Origin of the sequence: Halobacillus sp. Marseille-P3879, assembly GCF_900240285.1 — a bacterium.
GTDB lineage: Bacteria > Bacillota > Bacilli > Bacillales > Halobacillaceae > Halobacillus_A.
Genome location: NZ_OESS01000001.1, coordinates 1,214,972 through 1,235,949, shown reverse-complemented (window position 1 = coordinate 1,235,949; position 20,978 = coordinate 1,214,972). Strand labels below are relative to the sequence as shown.

Annotated in this window: 16 protein-coding genes and 1 riboswitch; of the genes, 10 read left to right on the top strand and 6 right to left on the bottom strand. The window is 40.2% G+C overall.

The features are described 5' to 3' along the window. Nucleotides 1–45 precede the first annotated feature (45 nt). From C1A12_RS06070 to C1A12_RS06055, 4 genes are all read right to left on the bottom strand, one after another. Entirely contained in the window at nucleotides 46–1,443 is a 1,398-nt protein-coding gene (locus C1A12_RS06070) for a sucrose-specific PTS transporter subunit IIBC (protein WP_101842931.1), read from the bottom strand. Between the two features lie 195 nt (nucleotides 1,444–1,638). Continuing rightward, nucleotides 1,639–2,628 (bottom strand): LacI family DNA-binding transcriptional regulator, encoded by a 990-nt coding sequence (locus tag C1A12_RS06065; protein ID WP_101842930.1) that lies wholly within the window; start codon nucleotides 2,626–2,628, stop codon nucleotides 1,639–1,641. A gap of 74 nt (nucleotides 2,629–2,702) precedes the next feature. Further along, nucleotides 2,703–2,906 (bottom strand): hypothetical protein, encoded by a 204-nt coding sequence (locus tag C1A12_RS06060; protein WP_101842929.1) that lies wholly within the window; start codon nucleotides 2,904–2,906, stop codon nucleotides 2,703–2,705. A 177-nt stretch (nucleotides 2,907–3,083) separates the two neighbouring features. Continuing rightward, the gene (locus C1A12_RS06055) at nucleotides 3,084–3,677 is read right to left on the bottom strand and encodes a class I SAM-dependent methyltransferase (RefSeq protein ID WP_101842928.1); all 594 of its coding nucleotides are present in this window, start codon (nucleotides 3,675–3,677) and stop codon (nucleotides 3,084–3,086) included. 440 nt (nucleotides 3,678–4,117) lie between these two features. Further along, a riboswitch (purine riboswitch) is annotated at nucleotides 4,118–4,220 on the top strand. Between the two features lie 77 nt (nucleotides 4,221–4,297). On the opposite strand from C1A12_RS06055, the gene ade reads away from it, so the two are divergent. Both ade and C1A12_RS06040 read left to right on the top strand, forming a co-directional pair. Next, nucleotides 4,298–6,079 carry an adenine deaminase gene (gene ade, locus C1A12_RS06045; protein WP_101842927.1) on the top strand — a complete coding sequence of 594 codons (1,782 nt, stop codon included), beginning with the start codon at nucleotides 4,298–4,300 and terminating at the stop codon, nucleotides 6,077–6,079. 78 nt (nucleotides 6,080–6,157) lie between these two features. Then, nucleotides 6,158–7,579 carry a hypothetical protein gene (locus C1A12_RS06040; protein ID WP_101842926.1) on the top strand — a complete coding sequence of 474 codons (1,422 nt, stop codon included), beginning with the start codon at nucleotides 6,158–6,160 and terminating at the stop codon, nucleotides 7,577–7,579. 52 nt (nucleotides 7,580–7,631) lie between these two features. Here the strand turns inward: C1A12_RS06040 and C1A12_RS06035 are convergent, their stop codons facing one another. Then, nucleotides 7,632–9,206 (bottom strand): EAL domain-containing protein, encoded by a 1,575-nt coding sequence (locus tag C1A12_RS06035; RefSeq protein WP_159462150.1) that lies wholly within the window; start codon nucleotides 9,204–9,206, stop codon nucleotides 7,632–7,634. Nucleotides 9,207–9,391: 185 nt separating this feature from the next. Here C1A12_RS06035 and dhaK point away from each other — a divergent pair, with 185 nt between their 5' ends. The 4 genes from dhaK to C1A12_RS06015 all read left to right on the top strand — a co-directional run bounded on the left by dhaK (nucleotide 9,392) and on the right by C1A12_RS06015 (nucleotide 13,979). Then, nucleotides 9,392–10,387 (top strand): dihydroxyacetone kinase subunit DhaK, encoded by a 996-nt coding sequence (dhaK, locus tag C1A12_RS06030; protein ID WP_101842924.1) that lies wholly within the window; start codon nucleotides 9,392–9,394, stop codon nucleotides 10,385–10,387. Nucleotides 10,388–10,406: 19 nt separating this feature from the next. Further along, complete coding sequence (gene dhaL, locus C1A12_RS06025) at nucleotides 10,407–11,021, top strand: dihydroxyacetone kinase subunit DhaL (RefSeq protein WP_101842923.1); 615 nt, start codon at nucleotides 10,407–10,409, stop codon at nucleotides 11,019–11,021. Between the two features lie 3 nt (nucleotides 11,022–11,024). Next, entirely contained in the window at nucleotides 11,025–11,402 is a 378-nt protein-coding gene (gene dhaM / locus C1A12_RS06020; RefSeq protein ID WP_101842922.1) for a dihydroxyacetone kinase phosphoryl donor subunit DhaM, read from the top strand. A 393-nt stretch (nucleotides 11,403–11,795) separates the two neighbouring features. After that, nucleotides 11,796–13,979: an FUSC family protein gene (locus C1A12_RS06015; RefSeq protein WP_101842921.1), complete on the top strand. Its 2,184-nt coding sequence runs from the start codon at nucleotides 11,796–11,798 to the stop codon at nucleotides 13,977–13,979. A gap of 146 nt (nucleotides 13,980–14,125) precedes the next feature. Here the strand turns inward: C1A12_RS06015 and C1A12_RS06010 are convergent, their stop codons facing one another. After that, a complete protein-coding gene (locus C1A12_RS06010; RefSeq protein ID WP_101842920.1) occupies nucleotides 14,126–16,159 on the bottom strand; it encodes a catalase in 2,034 nt (677 codons plus the stop codon). 295 nt (nucleotides 16,160–16,454) lie between these two features. Between C1A12_RS06010 and C1A12_RS06005 the strand changes: the two genes are divergently transcribed. The 4 genes from C1A12_RS06005 to C1A12_RS21060 all read left to right on the top strand — a co-directional run bounded on the left by C1A12_RS06005 (nucleotide 16,455) and on the right by C1A12_RS21060 (nucleotide 20,859). Further along, the gene (locus C1A12_RS06005; protein WP_235001543.1) at nucleotides 16,455–18,143 is read left to right on the top strand and encodes a M4 family metallopeptidase; all 1,689 of its coding nucleotides are present in this window, start codon (nucleotides 16,455–16,457) and stop codon (nucleotides 18,141–18,143) included. 135 nt (nucleotides 18,144–18,278) lie between these two features. After that, nucleotides 18,279–19,319 carry an AimR family lysis-lysogeny pheromone receptor gene (locus C1A12_RS06000; RefSeq protein ID WP_101842919.1) on the top strand — a complete coding sequence of 347 codons (1,041 nt, stop codon included), beginning with the start codon at nucleotides 18,279–18,281 and terminating at the stop codon, nucleotides 19,317–19,319. A gap of 322 nt (nucleotides 19,320–19,641) precedes the next feature. Continuing rightward, complete coding sequence (locus tag C1A12_RS05995; protein WP_101842918.1) at nucleotides 19,642–20,670, top strand: AimR family lysis-lysogeny pheromone receptor; 1,029 nt, start codon at nucleotides 19,642–19,644, stop codon at nucleotides 20,668–20,670. A gap of 12 nt (nucleotides 20,671–20,682) precedes the next feature. After that, complete coding sequence (locus C1A12_RS21060) at nucleotides 20,683–20,859, top strand: hypothetical protein (protein WP_159462149.1); 177 nt, start codon at nucleotides 20,683–20,685, stop codon at nucleotides 20,857–20,859. Nucleotides 20,860–20,978: the final 119 nt, after the last annotated feature.

The window sequence follows — 20,978 nt, the reverse complement described above, 5'->3', positions numbered from 1 at the left end:
CAAAAGGAGACCCAGTGCTTCCAGGTCCCTAATGTGTAAAAGTTTCTATTTTTTATCGAGCATTTTATCATTAAAACCAAACATATACGTTAGCACAAACGCTGTCGCAACGGCCACAATGTTAACAATAAGGTACCCTATAATCTGTTCATTTAAATAGAGAAGAGACCCAGGAATTACGGTAATGGCCAGCCCTGTCGCCTGCAGGTTAAAAATCGATGCCAGAAAGCCAGAGACACCGCCTCCGATTAACCCCATTACAAATGGCTTCATATAGCGTAAGGTAACCCCGAAAATAGCCGGTTCAGTAATCCCTAAGAACGCTGAAATGGAAGAAGGATAGGCGATCGCTTTAAGCTTTGCCGAACTGGTTTTCACTCCCACAGCAAGAGCTGCTCCTCCCTGGGCTGCAATAGCTCCGGTTATCACAGGGTTAAACGGGTTGTAGCCCAAATTTTCAAACAACTGTATTTCCAAGAAGTTAAAAATATGGTGAACACCCGTAATAACAATAACCTGATGAAACAACCCTATGATTAACCCGCTTAAACCGAAAGGAAGATCGAGCAGGAAGAACATGGATTGGAAGATTCCATCTTCAGCAATGTGTAAAATCGGTCCAATTATGAATAAGGACAAAGCAATCATAACGAGTAACACAATGAACGGGGTAAGAATTAAATCCAATGCTTCAGGAATACGTTTTCTGCACCATTTTTCAAGATTAGCTCCAACTAAACCAGCAAAGAATGCAGGAAGTACAGATCCTTGATAGCCCACAATTGGGATGAAGTCCAAAAAGTAAATTGGATCTTCGTTTCCTTCCGCAACGGCCCAGGCATCCGGGAGAGATGGAGATACAAGCATCAACCCTAGTACTAAACCAATTACAGGAGTCCCTCCGAAAACTCTAAACGTAGACCACGCTACCAATGCAGGTAAAAATATGAATGCCGTATCCGTAAGTACTTGCGTAAAGAGAACGATGTTTTCTGGAACTGTATCAGGCGTTAATCCAAAGAGATCCAGAAAAGCTTCTTGAAGCAGGAGACCGCGCAGCCCCATAAACAACCCAGTCGCAACTAATACCGGGATAATAGGTACAAATACGTCCCCAAAAGTTCGAATCGCCCTTTGCAGAGCTGTTCCCTGTTTTGCTGCTTCTGCTTTCATTTCTGATTTAGAAGAACCCTCTACCCCTTGTTCTGTTACTGCCTGGTAGATTTGGTTTACTGTTCCTGTACCAAAAATAATTTGATACTGACCAGAATTGTAAAAAGCGCCTTTTACTTTTTCAATTCCCTCTAATCTCTCAACATCAACCTTGTCACGTTCATGAACCATCACGCGTAGTCTGGTGGCACAATGAGCAATGGATTGAATGTTTTCCTCACCGCCCACCGCTTCAATAACCTGCTTAGCAATTTCTTTATTACCAGCCATGAATGTTCCTCCTATTCTTCATATGTTATCGATCACACATTCACAAAAATAAACATTGCCACTTATAACTCCGATTTTAAATTCAAATTTAGGGAATCGATTACACATTGCACATAAAAAATGTAAGCGGTTGTAAATCAATTCAAAAAAAGAGAATTTTTGTGTAATCGATTACATATCATTTACTGATTTGTACTATACACTATCTCTTTTTATAAGTCTATAGGTTTGTACAAATTTTTCTATTTCCTTATTTTGCTTTAACTGTTGCAGCAACAGCTCGGCTGCTTTCTGTCCTGCTTCCTTATTAAAATAATCTACAGTTGTTAAGGAAGGCGTGACATACTGGGACATAGTAGAAGCTCCTATAGCTGCTACAGCTATGTCATCAGGAATACGATGACCTTGTTCTCTTAAATACTCCATTGCCCCGATCGCCATTCGATCCGTAACCGCAAATATGGCCGTTGGCAGTTGATCTTTGCTGTATTTAATAATTTTTTTCATGGATTCATAACCGGATTCAATACTAAAGTCTCCTGTTTCCATCCAGGAATTGTTCAAATTGTATCCACGTTTTTTCAGGGTGTCCATGTATCCCTTCTTGCGTTGGAAGCCGACTGAGGGATCGTCTTCACTCACACCTATAAAAGCAATTCTTTCATGCCCATTACTAATAAGCATATTGGTAACATCTACTGCAGCGTGGTAATCATCATATAAGATAGATGTGATCCCCGGAAGGTCTTGTCCTAACGATATGAACGGTAATTCAACATCTTTAATGGTAGCTACAAGCGAATCGTTTACATTTGTAGCTAATAAGATAATTCCGTCTACATGGCGGCTTTGAAGCAGCCTGATATATTCTACTTCTTTCTCTTTATCCAGCTCAGTATCTGTTAATAGAATTTGAAAATTTTCTTTTGAAACCACTTCGTTAATACCGCTTACAACCCTGCTGGCTGTTTCGGTATCAATTCTAGGTATGATAACACCTATGACTCCTGACTTTTTTGTACGGAGGGATTTGGCGGATAGACTCGGAATGTATCCTGTTTCTTCTACTATTTGTATAATGCGCTTACGCACTTCTTCACTTACATAGCCGTTATTGTTGAGCACCCTTGATACAGTAGTGCGAGAAACATTTGCCATCTTGGCGATATCATTAATCGTTGTCATATCCGCGCCTCCATTACATCATCTACAATTATTCTAGGTGAAAAGGAGCAAAATGTCTATGTTGCAGAGATTTATTACACCTTTCCAAGCTTCGTGAATTTCTTTAAATCCTTATAAAAATCAAAACAATCTCTGCACAATTCAACCCAAGCTGTCTTTCCATCTGTTACAGTTATTAAATCTTTTTCGTCTACAAGCTCCTTACATTTCCAGCAAGTTTCTTTAATTTCGACAGCTGCTTCCAGCTCTCTTTTTTCCACGTGATCGAAATAACTCATAAAACTCATCCTCCTGATTCGTATTGTCCCTACTATACTTTTATCGAAGAAATGAATCTAATGAGTAAAATTAAAAATTTCTAATAAAATAGCTGCGTAAAATTATTAATTATTCCCATTTATTTATATTATTTAAATGGAATTAAACGGATGCTAATTAATATTTTATGCTTTTCCCTAAGTAGGAATATGACCTACAATCTTTATAAACAGCCCGTCACAAAATGATTCGAGGCTGTCTATTACTATACTTGATTCTTGAATTAAGTGAACGGTATCACGATTTAAATGACATCCGCCGCACACTCGTTTCCATATTGGCGTGATTTTTTCCTGAAATGCAGCTTTCCACCTTTGCTCTGATTTCACATGTTCAAATAAAAGCACTTTGCTCCCAGGCTTACCTACTCTTTCTATTTCTTTAATAGCAAGCTTGGGGTCAGCTATGGTACAAAATACTAACGTAGCAACAATACTGTCAAATTGTTTGTTTTTAAAAGGGAGGTCTTCCGCTCGTCCTTCATGAAACTTGATGGCAGGGACAGCTTTCTTTCCCCTCTTAAATGCATAGTTTATCATTGCCAGATCAGGGTCAACAGCCTCTACAGCAGATACCTGGCGATAATAAGGAAAATTCAGCCCGGTTCCTGCCCCAATCTCTAACACATGCCCATCAGCGTATTTGATTAAATCTTTTCTTATATTTTCAATTCTTCCTTTTTCCAAAAGGCTCATAAATCGATCGTATATTATCGGAAATCTATGATCCATCGTCCTTCACTCCCTTCTTAATTTATAAGAAGCTTTCCCTATAAATTCCAAGGTTAACAAAAAACCTCAAGTCTTGAATAAAACTTGAGGATGGTGTCAGCTATTTCTTTTCAATTAAGGCATCTGTTACTCAAGGCGCTCAGCCGACATAGGACCTGCAAATGTACCCATATCCCCTGGGAGCTTATACGTTCGATTTTCTTCAACAAAATCCAGGTTCGTCCATTTCACTGCACGCTGCGAGTAAAATAAGTAATTGGACAATTATAACGAACAAAAATTTCTTCATTCTACATTTCTCCTTCTTTTTACTACGATACTTAATAATTCGACCTTAATTGATAAAGAATATCATTTTCAATTAATATGCTGCCTATTGTTTTATTCATTGTCAATAAGAATTGACGATTCATTTTGTTTCTTCTATACTATCGAATAATAATCACATTAAGAGCTGCTTATGTATAGGCTTGAGAATAGGGCTCAGGTGTTTCTACCCAAGCAACCGTAAATTGCTGGACTACATAATTCTCATAATAAGGGGAAGTTTACCCCTGGGAGATTATGTAACACTTGGACGCTTCGTTCAGGTGTTTTATTTTTTATAAAGGAGACTTCCTATGAAAATGACTCGTGCTCAACGGCTTCAGTTAGCTGCAACTGCTTTAGGCAAAAGAAAAGCAGATACTGTTATTACCAACGGTATAATAGTAAATGTACATTCCAAAGAACATATAAGGGATAAAGATATAGCAATCACTTCAGGGGCAATTGCTTATATTGGAGATTGTCAGCAGCTTATCGGAAAAGAGACAGAAGTAATTGATGCCAGCGGTAAGTTTATCACCCCCGGTTTAATTGATGGCCATATGCACGTGGAAAGTACAATGCTAAGTGTAACGGAATTCGCAAAAGCCGCCCTTAAGCAAGGAACAACTTCCATTTTTATGGATCCGCATGAAATTGCAAATGTATTCGGGCTTAAGGGAGTACGCTGGATGCATGAGGAAGGTCAAAAACTCCCATTACGTGTATTTACAACCGTCCCCTCATGTGTGCCAGCAACGGACACGTTAGAAGATGCTGGAGCCGAACTTTTGCCAAAAGACGTTGAGCAAGCACTGGAGTGGGAGAATGTCACAGGTTTAGGTGAAGTAATGAACTTTCCTGGAGTGGTCCATGGAGATGAAAAAATGGCTCAGGAAATTGAAGCGACGATTCAAGCAGGAAAAACAGTAACCGGCCACATTCCTGCCGATGATCCGAAAATGCTTCAGGCTTACGTCGCTTCCGGAGTCACTTCCTGCCATGAAACCGTAACCCGTGAGCAGGCATTGGAAAAACTAAGGCTTGGCATGCACGTGATGATCAGGGAAGGGTCAGCCTGGCAGGATGTAGAGCAGCTGGCTCCTATTATAACCAAAGATCACGTGCCGACAGATAACCTCTCTCTCGTTACTGATGATGTGTATCCCCAAACATTAACTGAGCTGGGGCATCTTAACTATGTCATAAGAAAGGCCGTTAAAGAAGGCGTCGATCCTATAACAGCCCTTCAGCTAGCCACTATTAATGCTGCAAAATACTTTAAATGTGAAGACACGTTAGGAAGTATAGCTCCCGGTAAGTGGGCTGACTTATTGTTTATCGACAGCTTAGCAGAAATGAAGCCTTCTTCGGTATTAGTAGGTGGAAAAATGATTTATGATCAGGGAATGTATAAAGTTAATTTTCCTGTTTATACGTATCCAACGGAAGCAAAAAATTCCGTTCATTTAAAAAAAGAGTTGAAAGCTGAAGATTTTCACACTAAGACTCTTACTCAGCCTAAAGTTACTGTGAATGTGATAGAGGTGTTAGAGAATAATGCTCGTACAGCCAAAGCAAAAGCCGAACTGACCGTTAGAAATAGTATTATTCAATCGAATATTAAAGAAGACATCATTCACTTAGCCTGTATCGATCGACACCATCGTTCCGGACAAATATCTAATGCTTTTGTAAAAGGGTTTCAACTTCAAAGCGGTGCCGTAGCTTCCACTGTAGCTCACGACAGCCATAACCTTCTTGTTATGGGGGTAAACAAAGAGGATATGGCAATTGCAGCTAACAAAATTGCTGAACTCGGAGGTGGAATGATAGTTGTTAATCATGGAAAAATATTAGCAGAAGTACCTCTTCCAATTGCGGGGCTTATGTCTGACAAGCCGCTTGAACAAGTTGGTGAGCAGGTTGAATCACTCGAACAAGCATGGAAGAAGCTAGGGTGCAAAATGAACGCTCCATTTATGACCTTTTCGTTAATTGCCCTCCCCGTTATCCCGAGTATACGTATTACGAACAGAGGAATCGCTGATGTAGATGCATTTGAACTTATGCCTTTAGAAATAACAGAGTCATGAGTCAAACACCTATATCTGCTCTTATGCATAGTCTATTTCTAACCCCATGAGATTACGGGGTTAGAGGAGGCATACGCAGTGGAGCTTACGCTATCACATGGGCTATATGGAATTTTCACACTGATTATCGTTATTACGATGGTTTTTAGAAAGGGAGTTGTGCTGCCCACTTTATTAGGAACATTTATTGTGGCATGGGTTTTTAACGGTAGTTTAATTGGAGGTTTTACTGCAGTTTTCAATGCAAACCTTGTGGCAGCTAAAGAACTTTTTAATATCTTCTTAATTATCACATTTATGGTTGCCCTGCTTCATTCGTTAAAGGACTTAGGTGCTGACCGGCGAATGATCGAGCCGATCCAAAGGGTGATGATTAACAGTCATGTTTCTTTTTTCGTGCTTGTGGGAGTTACTTATATTATTTCCCTATTTTTCTGGCCGACGCCAGCTGTACCACTAATTTGTGCCTTACTGGTACCAGCAGCTGTTCGCGCAGGACTTCCAGCTATGATAGCAGCCGTGGCCGTTGCATTAGCAGGTCAGGGAATGGCGTTATCTTCTGATTATATCGTTCAGGTGGCCCCGGAGCTTTCTGCAAAGTCTGCGGGCGTCTCCACTACAGCTGTTATGGATCAAGCTTTGGCATTATCTTTTATTACCGGTACGGTAGCAATCGGCTGTGCCTATTTCTTTTACCGTAAGTCTTTCAGAAGTAAATCAGACCCACGAAATGAACAGGAAATTCAGGCGATGCAAGGCTTGACAAATACTCATCCCCCTCAAAACAAAAGTATTAATCAATGGAGCAAAGTCTTCGCCGTTCTCGTTCCCATATCTATGCTTGCTGTCATGATTTATATGGTATCTACAAAACTAAACTCTGGAAGAATGGGCGGCTTTGAAGGCGGGGACGGTGCCGCTTTTATAGGGGGAGTAGCTGTGGTATTGCTGCTTCTTTCTACTGTAGCTTTTGGAAAATACCGGGCGCTTGATTATATTAGTGACCACATCACAGAAGGATTTGTATTTGCATTCAAAGCGATGGGACCCGTTATCCCTATTGCAGGTTTCTTCTTTCTCGGGAGTCCAGATTTTTCAGGGAGCATTTTGTCCGTAGCAGAAGAGACCTCTCCGGCATTATTGTTTGATCTGGTCCAGTCCAGTCAGGACTTTTTACCTCAGAGTGCTTTTTTAGCTGCATTTAGTATCCTCATCATCGGTATAATTACAGGACTGGATGGCTCCGGTTTCTCAGGTCTTCCTCTGACCGGTGCACTTGCGGCATCACTAGCAAACAGTAATATTGAACCGACTACCCTGGCCGCAATCGGGCAAATGGGATCGATTTGGACGGGAGGCGGAACCATTATTGCCTGGTCCTCCCTTATCGCTATTGCGGGCTTCTGTGGAGTATCAGTTATGGATCTTGTTAGGAAAAACTTTATTCCCGTTATGCTGGGATTGTTAATATCGACTATGCTGGCAATGTTCATTTTTTAAATAGAAATACTAAAGAGCTGTCTCGCACCGCGTGTGAGACAGTTTTTTTATTCTAGCTCACTCCTGCTACATCACGGGCTACCACCACCGCATGAGTAATCTTTTCAGCATCATCTAACACAGGTGTTCCTTTTGCTTCCATTTGTACCCAATAACCATCTGAATGCTTGTGCCTGTAGACCGCTCTCCTGATTTCCTTTGAAGCAACTAAATGTTTAAACTCGTTCCGCACAAGTTCAGCATCATCCGGATGTATATAATCAAAGATTTGTTCTCCCTTATACATATCTGCACCATATCCGAGTACTTCCTGATGGGAAGGAGAAGCGTATTCTATGACGCCTTCTACATTTACAACTTTTATTAAGTCGGAGATGTTTTCTGTTATAAACCGATATTTTTCCTCGTTTCTTCTTAGAGCTTCTTCTATTTCTTTTCGTTCTGTAATATCAACACATGAACCAATAACTTCTACTACCTGCCCTCTTCTTGTTAGTGGTCTTAAGGACGCAATATAGTGAATGCCATTAACTTCAGCTTCATAATTCACTTGTTCGGTACCCTGCCATGCTTTTTCGTAATGGATAACTTTATCCTCAGCTATCTTTTTGGGGAGAAATTCATCAAGCTCCCGTCCGACCACCCGTTCCGGAGTCAATCCCATTCTGTAAAGTAATTCTCCATCACAAAGCGTGTGAATAAAACGACCGTATCGCTTTATATACTTAAAGGTCATTCCCTGTTGTTCTCTTACCATTTCTAAAACTTCCTGACGTGCTGTCCTCACTTCTTCTTCCATCCATTGGTTTTTAGATTTACTACCGGGCAGTCCATAGATCTCTAATATTTGGTTCACCTTACTAAGATTGTTTAAGAAATCGTCAGCAGCTACGGGAGGACTGAACAAGTATCCTTGAGCTTCGTCACACAAATTCTTTTGAAGAAAGACAACATGGTCTTCCTTTTCCACTCCTTCAGCCACTACTTGAAAATTAAGCTGATGCGCCATAACAATCATTGTTTTTACGAGTGTGGCATCATTTAAATCACGGGTGCATTGCTGTATAAAAGACTGATCAATTTTAATTTTGTCGAAAGGAAGTTCTTTCAAGTAGTGCAGAGAACTGTAACCTTTCCCAAAATCGTCAAGGCTGATATAAACGCCTATATTTTTCAATTCGTTTAAGATGATACAGGCGGCTTCACTATCTATCATCATACTCTCCGTAATTTCTAATTCTAGTTTTTCCGGGTTAACACCAGTCTCATCTATAATCAAACGAATCATCTTTAAGAAATCCGGCTGATAAAGCTGCCGAACCGATAAATTTACTGAAATACTAATGGACTCAAGCATACCGTTTTCCCATTCGACTAATTGTCTACATGCATTGGAGAGCACCCACTTTCCTATAGAAACAATTAATCCGGATTCCTCTGCCATAGGAATAAATTCTCCTGGATTAATGATGCCGTACTCCGGGTGGTCCCAGCGGATTAAAGCCTCCGCACCAATCAATTTTCCAGAGGTGAGGTCTACTTTCGGCTGATAATAGAGAAGAAACTCCTCATTGATTAACGCCTTTTTTAAAGCACTTACCGTAACAGCCTGAGAAGGACAATTCATATCCATAAACTCTCCTTAACGTATTTTTCTATTATATCGACACATTACCCCACAATTCGTAGTTTATTTTAAAAAACTTACTGAAAACTAGTACGAGATTAGTAATTTCGCGCCCAATATACTAAAATGAAAACGTATACTTAAAGGACGTGCCCACTCGATTTTTAAAAAGGAGCGGTTACCACATGAAAAAAATTGTAAATGATCCCGAAGCTGTCGTACAGGATATGTTGGATGGTTTGATTTCTGCTCATCCAGATTCTCTTAAACAACTGCCCGGCTCTACCGCGATTGTTAAAAAGGACGCACCCGTTACGAATAAAGTCGGTTTAGTAAGCGGAGGCGGAAGCGGTCATGAACCTGCCCATGCAGGCTATATTGGGGAAGGAATGCTTGACGCGGCTGTATGCGGAGAGATGTTCACTTCACCTACTCCTGATCAAGTATTTGAAGCGATTAAAGCTGTGGATGGTGGTACAGGTGTCTTCCTGGTTATTAAAAATTATACCGGGGATGTAATGAATTTTGATATGGCAGCTGAATTGGCAGAAGCCGAAGATATTGAAGTAGAAAAGGTAGTAGTGAACGATGATGTGGCTGTTGAGGACAGCTCTTTTACAACAGGCCGCCGGGGAATTGCAGGAACAATCTTCGTTCACAAACTGGCGGGAGCTAAAGCATCTGCCGGCGGATCCCTTCAAGAAGTTAAAAGAATTGCTGAAAGAGCCGCTTCAAATATCCGCTCTATGGGGATGGCACTTACTCCGTGTACGGTCCCCGCTGCTGGAAAGCCAAGCTTCACTCTTGATGAAGATGAAATGGAAATAGGAACAGGCATTCATGGTGAACCAGGAATAGAGCGAAAATCGGTGGTCTCTGCTGATGAGATCGCTGAAGAGCTTACCGGAAAAATTCTAGACGACATGAGTCTCAACCGTGGTGATGAGGTGGCCGTTATGATTAACGGAATGGGAGCGACGCCGGAAATGGAGCTTTATATTCTAAACAAAAAAGTAAACCAGCTGCTGACAGAGCAGGAAATCACTATCCACAGGACTTTTGTAGGAAATTATATGACCTCGCTTGAGATGGCAGGCTGTTCTGTCACGCTGCTTAAACTTGATGAAGAGCTGAAAAGTCTGCTGGCTGCGGACTCTGGTGCGCCCGCATTCCGTGTTTAAATAAGAAAGGAGATGCCTTATGGAACTTCGTGCAAATGATGTAATTGTGTGGATGAATAAAACAAACGAACGCATACAAAAAAATAAAGATTATTTAACTACTTTAGACCAGGCAATAGGAGATGGGGATCATGGAATTAATATGGCACGAGGATTCAAAGAAGTTGTAAGCAAGCTGGAAGGTTCAGAATATTCAACGTCAGCGGAAACCTTAAAAGATACAGCTATGACCCTTATGAGCAAGGTAGGAGGTGCTGCCGGCCCTCTGTATGGCACCGCATTTTTAAAACTTTCCACTTCCTTAAAAGAAAAAGATCCTGTTGACCAGACGAGCTTTAAAAACGGATTAGAAGAAGCACTGGAAGGTTTAAAACAAAGAGGAAAAGCAGATGTAGGAGAAAAAACATTAATCGACGTATGGTCGGCTGTTATTGAAGTATTTACCGACAATTATTCACCAGAGAATTTAGCCGAAACGGCTGAGCGCGCCATGAATCAAACGAAAGGCATCAAAGCGACTAAAGGCCGTGCCTCTTATCTTGGAGAGCGATCGGTCGGTCACGTAGACCCTGGTTCGGTATCCTCTTATTTCTTATTCGTAGCTTTAGCTGAAACACTTAAAGGAGGCGATTAGGTTTTGGATACAGTAGGTATCGTATTTGTTTCACATAGCCAGAAAGTTGTCGAAGGGATTCAGGATATCCTCAACCAGGTGGTAAATGACGTCCCAATTGAATTGGCTGGTGGAACAGATGAAGATGAAATAGGAACTAGCATCGAAAAAATACAACAAGCTATCAAACAGGCTTATACAGACAGCGGCGTTCTTGTGATTTATGATCTCGGCAGTGCTATGATGAACGCTGAAGTAGCTGTTGAAATGAGTGGATTCGATAACATCGAAATTTCAAATGCTCCTCTGCTCGAGGGAGGGTATGTGGCTGCCGTTGAATCGAGTATGGGAAAAAGTCTTACAGAAGTTAAACAATCAGCTGAGCGTGCTCTGGAAGAATAACGCTCCCCCCATCCGGCCGGGCACCTCTGCCCTGGCCGGTCATTTTTACTCTGTTTGTAACTTCTCCGCTTTAAACGTTAATCACTAATTCTTTGCCTTTCGCCAGTTGCAATATGTACATCCGCATCTTACAATCCCAATTTCCTTCTATTATTCTTATGCCTGCTGTACTACAAACGAGGGATATTACATTTGCAAATCTATAACGAAATAGTTATCCCTGCAGTAAGACAATCTATGATAAAATAATATGTTACTTACCATATCCTATTTAACCAGCTTCACACTCGCTAATACACACCTGTAGACTGCTTTGAGTATTAGTATAGCCGGTACCTTTTAAAGTTTCAGGAGATTAAATTCAGGAATCCAAAAAAAAAGGTTGATTTATCATTGAATTATTTACACCCCTCCCTTAATTATTGGCTTAGCCGTTTTCTTGCTTCTGACCCAGGAAGGAAAAGACTTCACCAGGCTGGAAAAGCAACGCTCAGTTTGATGTCTTCCGTTTTTTCAGTACTCATAATTCTTGCAATTACAAACGGTCCTGAACTGACCCCGGCCATTATGGGTGGAATCGCGGGGATGATGGGGATATTAGTCGTTAACGATGAAACGACAGCGTTAAAAAAAGGGACAACCCTGCTGCTTAGTTTATCCGCTGTTGGAGGTCTCACTACAGGTTCTCTTTTAGCATGGAATGCCTTCCTGGTTTCCTCTTTAATGATCGCTGTCATTTTTAGCGCTTTTTACTTTTCAAAGTATGGAAGCCGTTATTTCTCTTTAGGAATGATTGGGTTTATTACGATATATTTCGCTTCCTTCTTGCAGCTGCCTGTGAAACAGTTCTTGTGGTTTTATATGGCTATTGCTATTGGTATAAGCTTTGCTTATTTATATAATTTTATTATTTTCAAAGGTACTGCTCAGCTGTTAAAGAGAAGCATTTACTCTTTTCACCGACAGGCCAACTTAACATTTCAACTTCTAATTGAGCTGCTTGAAGATGAATCTATCAACGAACATCGAAGCAGAAGGCTCAGCATAAATGTTAAGATTCTTCGCGATTATGCAGGTCATGTATCTTCTGATTTAAACACTCACGATATTAAAGAATTATGGCCGGGGCTGTCTAATGCTCAAGTAAAATTATACGTCTTTGATACGGCAATGCTGGTGGCCACACTCACTGATTCACTCGCCCAGTTAAAAAGAGATGAAGCCCTAGAAGTCAGGGGTCTGCGAACGTTACTCATTCGAGTAATTGCCTCACTGCAAAAAGCAGATGTTTTGGCCGTCAATTATGATGAAAGGAATTTGACTGAAGCACAGCTTGCCACCGACGAATTAAGAAGTAAAATTAATGAGCTGTTTAAAGAACAGGGGGAACCAGAAGGTCGGTTATATTTGCTTCGCCGCATTGAATCTATTGCTCATCATGTCACTCATGCCGCATTATCGATCCAGCGAGTTAAAAACGAAGAATCTCCTGATCTCTTTGAAAACCCGGTTGAAGAGGAACTTGTCGAAAAGAACGATGAAGAGAAAATAAAAGAGCTCGAGCCGACTACCAAAAAAGCTTTCCAAGCTTTAGTAGCAGGTTCCATCTCCATAGTCGTTGGGTATGGCATCTCACCTATTCAGCCATACTGGGTAGTCCTTACCTCTTTTATTGTTTTACTCGGTACTCAGTCTGTTGGACGCATTTATTTAAAAGGATTACAGCGATCAATCGGAACTGTGATTGGGGCTGTGATCGGATTCTTCTTTGCCAATTTGGTCTCAGGACACTCAGAAATAGAAGTGATCTTGTTATTTGCCGTTGTTTTTTTTGCTTTTTATTTATTAACAGTATCCTATATGATGATGAGTCTGTTTATCACAATGTTGATTGCTTTTATGTATGACTTATTACTCGGCGGAATCAGTTTTTCACTTTTAAGCGCGCGTGTCGTTGATACAATTGCAGGAGCAGGGATAGCTTTGCTTGTTTCTTCATTTCTTTTCCCTACTAAAACAAGAGATAAAGTATACGAAACCTTCACAGCTTACCTGGAGGAGTTAGAGAATTATCTGATTCCTTACATTCGAAGTTTTACCGAAACCACTGATATTAAAGCATTGGCCGAGCAAGCTTTTGTTCTCGACGAGAAGCTGCAGGGCATCTTAGACGAAGCTGAACCCATTATGCAGCACCCGGGGACGCGCCGTCATTCTGAGCTTCCGAAATGGGTAACGATTTTTACAGCAATGAATTACTATGCTGATCATCTCGTGGCCTCTTCATATCAAAAAAATATAGGCTTTCCTAAGCAAGTTCAAGCCGTGTTTCCAGTCTTGGAAAAAAAATTAACACATAACCTTGCCACCGTAACCCAACGGCTTAAAGGCGAAACGGCTTCAAATGAGTTATTTTCCTTAAAAAAAGAAAGAGAGCAAATTGAACGCGGAGCTCCGCTTGAACATCAACATTACATTGATTTAGTACACCATGTCTATTACATTTGGCGCATCAATCAATCCTTGCTTCTTTTGGGTAATAAACTCGGTGCTAAAGATAAAAAAGAAAAGGATTGACAAAACGGTATAAAGAAGAAAATAATCCGAACGATATTGTTGATATCAGTTCGGATTATTTATATCAGGAAAAATGTTACCATCGCAATCCTTCGCTTTTTAGCAGTCTCGGCCTCCGCTTCCCAGAAAAGCAAAGTTCCTTTTTACTATACAAGCTCACGTTCCCAGTGTCGGTGCTCAGCAAGCGCATTAACAAATTCATTCACAAATTTTGTTGTATTGTCGCCATGAACGACTCCAGGGCGTGATGTAATCTCTGCTTCTTCAAGCCATTTTTTCCCTTCATGCGTTGCACCAATCGGCTTACAATGAGAATAAGCTTCTTTAATAAAATACATTGCATCTTTATGGAACTGTTCGCTGACTTCATTACCCCCAACAGCGTAAATGGAATCGAATAACACAGATTCTCCGGTTAAGAAGGTGTGGTCAGCTTTTAGTTCAGTTCCATCAGCAGCTTTCACCGTGCCTAATTTCTCACTAATAATTTCCGGTTCTGCCCCCTGATCCTTTAACGCAGTAAGAATTGAGCTTACTTCTGAACCGTTAAATCCATCAGCAACTAATACAGCTACTGTTCTCGTATCCGGCTTCTTAGGTGAGTTTTCCTGACTGAGAGCCGGAGAAGATTTTGTTACGTCAGAGCCTCCGCTTTCAGGGACATTACACCCGATATTCTTCGCAAATGCCTGAGCCAGTTCTAAGCTGACATTAGCATACATATCAACTACCTGCTGCTTAACAGAAGGATCTTCTACTTTTCCTAATTCAAAGCTGAAGGCTTGTATAATATGCTGTTTTTCAGCGTCGCTCATACTATTCCAGAATAAAGTTGCCTGGGAGAAATGATCTTTAAAGCTTTCACTTCTCGCTCTTACTTTTCTCCCTTCTACTTTCTCCTGATAATGAGTAAATCCACCCTCTTCCTCACTTGCAGGTTCAGGAGTATTGTCAGCTAATGAATTTTTATGGTAGCTTACCGGTCCTTTATTTATCGTCATGCGGCTATAGCCATCGCGTTGATTGTTATGGAAAGGACAAACAGGGCGGTTAATCGGCAGTTCGTGGAAATTTGGGCCTCCCAGACGAATTAACTGTGTATCTGTATAAGAGAACAGACGTCCTTGAAGAAGCGGATCGTTGGAGAAATCAATCCCTGGTACGACATTTCCCGGATGGAATGCGACCTGTTCCGTTTCTGCAAATACATTATCAACATTTCGATTCAGTGTCATTTTTCCAATGATTTTGACAGGTACGTCTTCTTCAGGCCAAATCTTAGTTGGGTCAAGGATATCAAAATCAAATGTAAATTCTTCATCTTCTTTTATAATTTGCACACCTAACTCATACTCAGGATAATCTCCTGCTTCAATCGAGTCATAAAGATCTCCGCGATGAAAATCCGGATCCTTCCCATTAATTTTCTGAGCTTCATCCCAAACTAGAGAATGAGTACCAAGTACAGGCTTCCAATGAAACTTCACAAAGTGGGCTTCGCCTTGATCATTTACAAACCGGAATGTATGCACTCCGAAACCTTCCATCATTCTGAAACTGCGGGGAATAGCACGGTCAGACATCGTCCACATTACCATATGTGCAGATTCCTGGTTATTGGCGACAAAATCCCAGAACGTATCATGAGCTGAGGCTGCCTGAGGCATTTCATTATGAGGCTCAGGTTTCACAGCGTGCACAAGATCAGGGAATTTAAGAGCATCTTGAATAAAAAAGACCGGAATGTTATTTCCTACCAAATCATAATTTCCTTCTTCCGTATAGAATTTCGTAGCGAAACCACGGGCATCCCTTACGGCTTCAGCCGATCCTTTGCTGCCGGCAACAGTAGAAAATCGAACGAACACCGGGGTTTTTACAGAAGGATCCTGAAGAAATCCTGCCTTCGTATATTCTTTCATAGACTCATAGAGTTCAAACTCGCCATGAGCAGCAAATCCTCGGGCATGAACAATTCTTTCAGGTATACGCTCGTGATCAAAGTGGGTCATCTTTTCCCGGAAGTGAAAGTCTTCCATTAAGGTGGGTCCTCGTTCACCTACTTTTAATGAGAATTCATCTTCCGACACTTTTGTTCCATGATTTGTCGTCATCTTCTTCCCGCGGTCATCGGTACGAAACTTATCGAGTTGTTCATTTTTTTTGTTTTGGTTGCTCATCTTTCCCCTCCTAAGTGTAGTATGTAAACTGTTATTACTATAGTTGTATACCACCCGCAAAATTCGACTAAACCATGCAATGTAAAAATTAATCAATTGGCGTAGTACTTTAAGGCTAAATTCTGACAATAACCTTTTCAAAAAATTAGTAACTTCAACGCTTTTAACTAGTGAAAAAGTTACATAAGTTTGTAGATATGACAAATTTCTTAAAATTGAAAATACTTCTATTGACTCTTTGGTGATTTTCTATTTTTTTCTATAATTGGATCTAATTATATAAAGGAGGAATCGAATGTTGAAGAGAAAACACGTTTTACCTGCGGCAGTGCTTTCATCTGCATTATTTATTGGAATGATATCCCCCGTCCCGACTGAAGCGGTCAGTACAAAGCCACAAACAGAATCACCTCAAGGAGTTCAAGAGCAATCAAAGGAAAACCAACCATTTTTCATTAAAGAAAATCAAGGTAAAAAAGCTCAAGCTTCAGCAGCCAATTCAAATTCAGCTAAAGCACATTTGAAAAACAATAAAGATACATACAAAATAGACCTTCCCGAACAAAGCCTGAGCGAAGCCGATATTTCTAGAGATAAGCTTGGCATGACTCACGTAGAAATGAAGCAGCAAAAAAACGAAATTCCTGTCGAGGGTCATAAAATTACGGTACATTATGATGAAAATAACCAGGTTCAAGCTGTTAATGGCCTTTTCAATCAATCTGTCGAAGATGAAGACATTTCCACAGAGCCCACTATTTCTAAAGAAAAAAGTCTGCAGACCGCACAAGATTCGGTTAACGCACCGGCTCAGTTAAAGGCTTCCCCTACTTCTGAACTCGTTATCTATCCGTTTAATAACAAAAATCATCTGACATATAAGGTAAACGTTCATTTTCTAGGAGAAGAACCGGGGAATTGGTTCGTATATGTAGATGCTCATTCGGGAGAAGTCGTTGACCAATACAACTCGATTATGCATGCAGAAGATTATAAGTCCTCTACAGGTGTTGGATTAGGGGTTCTTGGTGGCCAGCGTCACTTACATATTACCCACAAAAATGATAAAGAAAAGAGTAAAGGCACTCATTTCTATCTGTATGATAACTCCCATGAAAATCTGGATGGAATTTATACCTACGACTTAAAAAATGAGTGGGGAACGCAGTCTGCAGAGATCTTTAACTCTCATCGTGCTGCTTTCAAAGATAACTATGACCGTCCTGCAGTAGATGCCCACTACAATTCAGAAAAAGTGTATAAATACTTTCTAGAAGAACACGGCCGCAATTCCATCGATGGCGAAGGTATGGAAATCGAATCGAATGTCCATTATGGGGAAGATTACAACAATGCATTTTGGGATGGAAGCCAAATGACGTACGGTGATGGAGACGGCAAGTTCTTTATCCCATTATCCGCTGGACTCGATGTTGCAGCCCATGAAATGACACACGGGGTTACAACTCATACTGCAGGGTTAAAGTATCGTAATCAATCCGGCGCTTTAAACGAGGCTTTTTCTGATATTTTTGGTGCTTTAGTAGATGAAGAAGATTGGGAGATTGGAGAAGACATCATGGCTGAGGAAGCTATAGAAACGGGGAGAACTTCCCTGCGCAGCCTTAGTGATCCTGGTAAATATCCTGTAAGTGAAGACTATGTTCCATACGGGGATGGGAGCGGCATGTATCCATCTCATATGGATGAATATTATGACCTGCCCATTGACTTAGATAACGGCGGGGTTCATATAAATTCTTCTATTATTAATCATGCCGCATATTTAACCGGTGAACAAATTGGTAAAGAGAAGCTCGGACAAATCTATTACCGTGCTTTAAGTGTCTATTTAACGCCTGATTCTGATTTCAGCCACGCTAGGGAAGTACTAATCCAGTCAGCTGAAGACATTTACGGTGAAGAAAGTGAAGAAGCAGCAGCTACGGAAGACGGTTTAAACAAAGTAGGAATTACCGAATAAGGTTATGGACGTCAGTTTACTGCTGGCGTCCTTCTCTTTTATACTTAGAAAGGCTTCAAAATCTAAGCATTTCACTTTATTTTCCAAATAAATAGTATATAATATTATAAAACTATGAAGTTGGAGGACCATAAAATGGGGTGTCAAAACTTAATAGAGCCTAGTCCAATCATGGAAATCCAGATGAAGGAAATATCCAGCGTCTATCAAAAGTATCATAAGCTGCTTAAGTTATATACAAAGGTACAAGCAACCCAATTGACCCAAGAATATTGCCTAAGCTCCTCTCCTTTGTCGATCGAAGAGCAACTGGCAAGATTAGAATTTCTATACATGAACGATTATCATAAAGAACTTAAAGCATTAGTTCATTCTCCACACTATTCATATGAAGCTGTCTCTCTTTATCATGTACTTATAGCTCGTAAGGTCAGACTTCTAACCTTTGAGGAATTACGTTGGCTGGAAGCTCTTACCTATCGTCATCCCTCTATCCAATGCCTGCACTATTTTATTATCGTGTATGCTTATTATGACCTTAAACAGTACGAAGGTTTTGAGAAGTATATAGAGCTTTGTCAGCAAGCTCTTTATAAGGTAAATGAACCGTTATTTCATTATTATATGAAGCTTCGATTTGATGAAGTTTCTTTTCACCATTATTGGAAGACAAACCGTACTATATTAGCGAGAAAATATGCTTACAAGTTTATAAATAAAGTCATATCCCCCATTCAACTTTGTAAAATGTACCATCATTTAGCCTTAAGCCATTTATATGATGACTTTGAAGCTTCTTATGATTATGCGAAGAAAGCATTATCCATTGCTGAAAACAATAACCTGGCTGCGGCCATGACTTCTATTCGTAATCATACTATCCCTTTTATATGTGCTTTTCACAGACGCACTGATAACATTACCAGCCCGGATCCCACTGAGTCTGCCCACATAGCTATAGCGGAAAATAACTATTCAGCCGCAATGGAAATCCTTTGTACCCTTGACCACCTAACACCTTTTCAGGAAACATATTTAGGTGCAGCAAGACTGGATAAAGACATGCTTCTACGTGCTCATTACCGCTTTAAATGGGAACTGAATGATTTCTTCTTTGCACGCCTTCCTTTAGAGTACTTGAATCGAATCACTATAAATATGGAGGATGAGACATAAGCAATGCAGTGATAGTAAAAAACGAACAATAAAAATCAAACGCAGATTAATGCTTAAGACCTCTCTGGAAACAGCGCGAGTCGAAGATCACGCAGGAAAGTGAAGTGTTTGGACGGAGCGATAATAGAATCTATAAATAATCCGAACTGATTTCAACAATATCGTCCGGATTATTTTATGCTTATTCAATTTTGTCCTAAACCCCTTGTATATAGTAACTAGCTGTAAATTTACAATAATTAAGTTAGTTCTGAAAAAAATATTTACTTTTTTAGCATAACGTATATAATTATGTTAAATATAGGAAAGTCGAGGTGTTACTATGAACAGCCATATGTTGATTGAACCTGATCAACTCATTAAAATGCAAATGCATCATTCCTCTAAAGTGTACAAGCATTACCATTCTTTCCTGCGAACTACCTCAAATAAGCCTGCTGCTGAGCTTACTAAAGACTTCTGCCTTAACTCCTCATTTACTTCTATCGATGATCAATTAGCTTGTTACGAATTTTTGTACATGAACGATTATTTAGATGAGCTGACTACACTTCTACAATCATCCTGTCAACATTTAGAAGCTGTTTACTTGTACGAGACCTTGTTAAAAATAGGAAGAGAGCCAATGAGTATGGACGATCTCAAAGCCTTTGAATCTCTCTCGTTTGAACATCCTTCCCTCAAATGTTTTCATCTTTTTCTACTTATTTATATGTATTATGATTTAAAGAGGTATACGGTTTTAGATAAGTATACCGAAGCCTGTTACATAACACTCCATAAAGTGAGAGAACCTTTATTTTATTATTACATGAGTTTAAGGTTTGATGAATTATCTTTCCAACATTACTGGAAGACGAATAATCTTATTTTAGCTAGAAAATACGCTTTTAAATACATCAGTAAAGTACTTGTTCCGAGAAAATTATGTTCTATGCACCATAATTTATCACAGTCTTATGTATTTGAAAGTTTTCCATTTTCTATGCATCATGCGAAACAAGCACTTCAAATTGCTTTACAACATGACTTCCCCTCCGAAATAAATAGCATAAAGCATAATACGATCCCTTTTATCGCGGCTTATCATAGACGAACGCTTAACGTTTCCACCCCCGATGTTGTGGAAACAGCCCATATAGCCCTTGCCGAGAACAAAAAGGACAGAGCAGTTGAAATTTTATCTTCCTTACAATCATTAACTCCTTTTCAAGAAAGCTACTTAGGTCTTGCTACTGGTAATTCTCCAATGCTCGATCACGCGCACGAACGATTTCGAAGTGAATATGGCGATTTATTTTTTGCTATGCTTCCCAAATTCTACTTAAATAGACTGAAATCATTTATGTAGGAGGTGAAATATATGAAAAGATGGGGCAGAGATTTTTTACTTATTGCCTGTTTAACCATTTCTCTTTCACAGGGGGAATTCCTCTCCTCAAAACACGCATTGGATGATGGCAGCTTAGGAGATATAGTCGAACTGCAGGCAAACGATCCTGGAGATGGCGGCATTGGCAGACAAACAGCTGTTGAATAACTCTACTAACTTAGCATCCGGAAGGAAGGGGATCAGAAAAAAGTATATCCGTGTTCTTCCCTTATTTCCTGATCTCCTCTAAATGCCTTATTTGTGAGAGCAGCGGTATATTGTTACTT

What these genes read in the sequence shown, in the direction of transcription:
- ade (WP_101842927.1), top strand. Translation starts at nt 4,298, where the DNA reads ATGAAAATGACTCGTGCTCAACGGCTTCAGTTAGCTGCAACTGCTTTA.
- C1A12_RS06035 (WP_159462150.1), bottom strand. Translation starts at nt 9,206, where the DNA reads ATGAATTGTCCTTCTCAGGCTGTTACGGTAAGTGCTTTAAAAAAGGCG.
- dhaL (WP_101842923.1), top strand. Translation starts at nt 10,407, where the DNA reads ATGGAACTTCGTGCAAATGATGTAATTGTGTGGATGAATAAAACAAAC.
- dhaK (WP_101842924.1), top strand. Translation starts at nt 9,392, where the DNA reads ATGAAAAAAATTGTAAATGATCCCGAAGCTGTCGTACAGGATATGTTG.
- C1A12_RS06010 (WP_101842920.1), bottom strand. Translation starts at nt 16,159, where the DNA reads ATGAGCAACCAAAACAAAAAAAATGAACAACTCGATAAGTTTCGTACC.
- C1A12_RS06070 (WP_101842931.1), bottom strand. Translation starts at nt 1,443, where the DNA reads ATGGCTGGTAATAAAGAAATTGCTAAGCAGGTTATTGAAGCGGTGGGC.
- C1A12_RS06055 (WP_101842928.1), bottom strand. Translation starts at nt 3,677, where the DNA reads ATGGATCATAGATTTCCGATAATATACGATCGATTTATGAGCCTTTTG.
- C1A12_RS05995 (WP_101842918.1), top strand. Translation starts at nt 19,642, where the DNA reads ATGAACAGCCATATGTTGATTGAACCTGATCAACTCATTAAAATGCAA.
- C1A12_RS06065 (WP_101842930.1), bottom strand. Translation starts at nt 2,628, where the DNA reads ATGACAACGATTAATGATATCGCCAAGATGGCAAATGTTTCTCGCACT.
- C1A12_RS06000 (WP_101842919.1), top strand. Translation starts at nt 18,279, where the DNA reads ATGGGGTGTCAAAACTTAATAGAGCCTAGTCCAATCATGGAAATCCAG.
- C1A12_RS21060 (WP_159462149.1), top strand. Translation starts at nt 20,683, where the DNA reads ATGAAAAGATGGGGCAGAGATTTTTTACTTATTGCCTGTTTAACCATT.
- C1A12_RS06005 (WP_235001543.1), top strand. Translation starts at nt 16,455, where the DNA reads ATGTTGAAGAGAAAACACGTTTTACCTGCGGCAGTGCTTTCATCTGCA.
- C1A12_RS06060 (WP_101842929.1), bottom strand. Translation starts at nt 2,906, where the DNA reads ATGAGTTATTTCGATCACGTGGAAAAAAGAGAGCTGGAAGCAGCTGTC.